Here is a 797-nt window from a genome sequence, read left to right on the forward strand (position 1 = left end):
CAAATTAAAGTAATCTGATCAGGACGAACTTACTTTGTCATCCTGAAGAGCTCCTGTTCAGGATCTGGGCTTTGGAGGAACCGGGGTCGGGGATGGCAAATTGGGGGTTGGAAAGAGCAAAGAAAGCGGTTCACCGTTGAATGGTTCTCCGTTCGACAAGGAAAAAACCTGTTCTTCCATAGCGAGGATCTGTTCTTCGTTCTTGGTTAGGGCCATTGAAGTAAGAGCATCAAGATTTCGACCAGGAGCTTTGTCGGAATGACGGAATCTTTCCTTTTCGGAATAATCATTCGCTTTCATCCCGAACTTGTTTCGGGATCTCGGTTTTGATCTTGTCGAAGGTCCGCTCTTCTCGGTGGACGGCAGACCGTTGACGGACAACGTTGTCTTTGTCAGCGGCCAGTGGGCTCTCCGCCTTTAAGCGTACAGCGATTCTTATGCTTGCAACTTGGAACAGGAAACTTGCAACCGCTCTTCGAAGGACGGGTTCTTGCTCTTGGACGAGTGACCAAGGACTTTTTTTCAGCAGCGCAAAGCGGATCCTTGATTTTGGAGCGTAAAGCGGTTCTTAGATGCGAGATCCCGTGCAGGTACCCTGAACAGGGCATTTTCAGGGCAGGCTCATTGGGGCAAGTTTTCAGGGCAGGCTTACGGGTGATGAAGTAAAGAGTTTGTACGAGTGACATGGGGTGATAGCCTTCTTTTGCATCGCGTCATTCTGAGATGATCCTGCTCAGAATCTCGCTCTTCTTGTGAGTGAGCGAACTCTCGACAATGCTCTTTCTCGATGCTTCTTA

Origin of the sequence: Mesotoga sp. UBA5557 (assembly GCF_002425715.1) — a bacterium.
Taxonomy (GTDB): domain Bacteria; phylum Thermotogota; class Thermotogae; order Petrotogales; family Kosmotogaceae; genus Mesotoga.